Below are 1,277 nucleotides of genomic sequence, written 5' to 3'. Positions count from 1 at the left end.
GGCGCGATAATCTCGTCGACGGTCGGCAGCACAATCGTGTGCATCGTTTTGAGTTTCGAAGCAGCGGCCCCTTTCTCATCAGTGATGAGGATAATCCGTCCTCCCCTGGCGGCCGCTTCCTCCATGTTGGAGACGGTCTTGTCGAAAAAGCGATCATGTGGCGCGATGACGATCACTGGCATGTTTTCGTCGACCAAAGCGAGTGGACCATGCTTCAATTCACCAGCCGCATATCCCTCGGCATGGATGTAGGAAATCTCCTTGAGCTTCAGCGCACCTTCCATGGCCAGTGGGAAACTGGTGCCGCGGCCGAGATACAGGACGTCATGGCACTTTGACAGTTCGCGCGCCAGGAGCTCGACATCTGGCTTGATGCTGTTCAGGACCTGGCGCATGATTCGCGGCATTTCGGCAAGGCTCGCGACGAGCGCCTTCGCCTCAGCTTCGGTTACCGTTCCACGGGCCCTGGCAGCACCAATGGCGAGTGTGGCAAGAACCACAAGCTGGCAGGTGAAAGCCTTGGTGGAGGCGACGCCGATCTCCGGCCCGGCAAGGATTGGGAAGACCGCGTCGGCCTCCCGCGCGATGGTCGACTCCCGGCTGTTGACGACAGCGCCGGTCTTCAGCCCGCGCCCCTTGCAGTATCTCAGAGATGCGAGCGTGTCGGCGGTTTCACCGGACTGCGAAATGAAAAGAGCCGCCGAGTGCGGCGACAATGGGATCTCCCGGTAGCGGAATTCGGACGCGACGTCGATTTCGACCGGCAGGCGCGCATAGCGCTCGAACCAGTATTTTGCGATCAGTCCAGCCAGATAGGCTGTGCCGCAAGCCGAGATCGCCAGGCTCGGGATGCTGGCAAAATCTATGCAAGAAGCCGTATCGATGGGATTTCCTTCGGAGTTGATGTGATGAGCGAGCGCACGGGCGACAACCTCGGGCTGCTCATGAATTTCCTTCTCCATGAAATGGCGATAGTTGCCCTTATCGGCCAGGTATGCCCCGGCAAGGGAAGTCTGGCGCGGACGCTCGACGGGATGACCATCGAAATTGAAGATATCGGCGCCTGTCTTGCTGATAACGGCCCAGTCGCCATCGACGAGATAGGTGATTGCATTTGTGAAGGGCGCAAGCGCGATGGCGTCGGAGCCCAGGAACATCTCGCCGTCGCCGTGACCGATTGCCAATGGGGGTCCGTTGCGCGCCGCCATGATGGTCGATGGATCATCCTCAAAGAGAACGGCAAGGGCGTAGGCACCGCTGACGCGCTTCAGCATGGC

The 1,277-nt window shown here is 59.7% G+C and carries 1 protein-coding gene; it reads right to left on the bottom strand.

Translation table 11 applies throughout. The features are described from left to right. The coding region (gene glmS / locus AC0L2U_RS34645; protein WP_473603692.1) for a glutamine--fructose-6-phosphate transaminase (isomerizing) at window positions 1-1,277 on the bottom strand (1,277 nt) is incomplete at both ends.

The organism is Mesorhizobium sp. WSM4808, assembly GCF_055811675.1.
The sequence above is the reverse complement of the archived record's forward strand: the minus strand, read 5'-3'. Positions and strand labels throughout refer to the sequence as shown.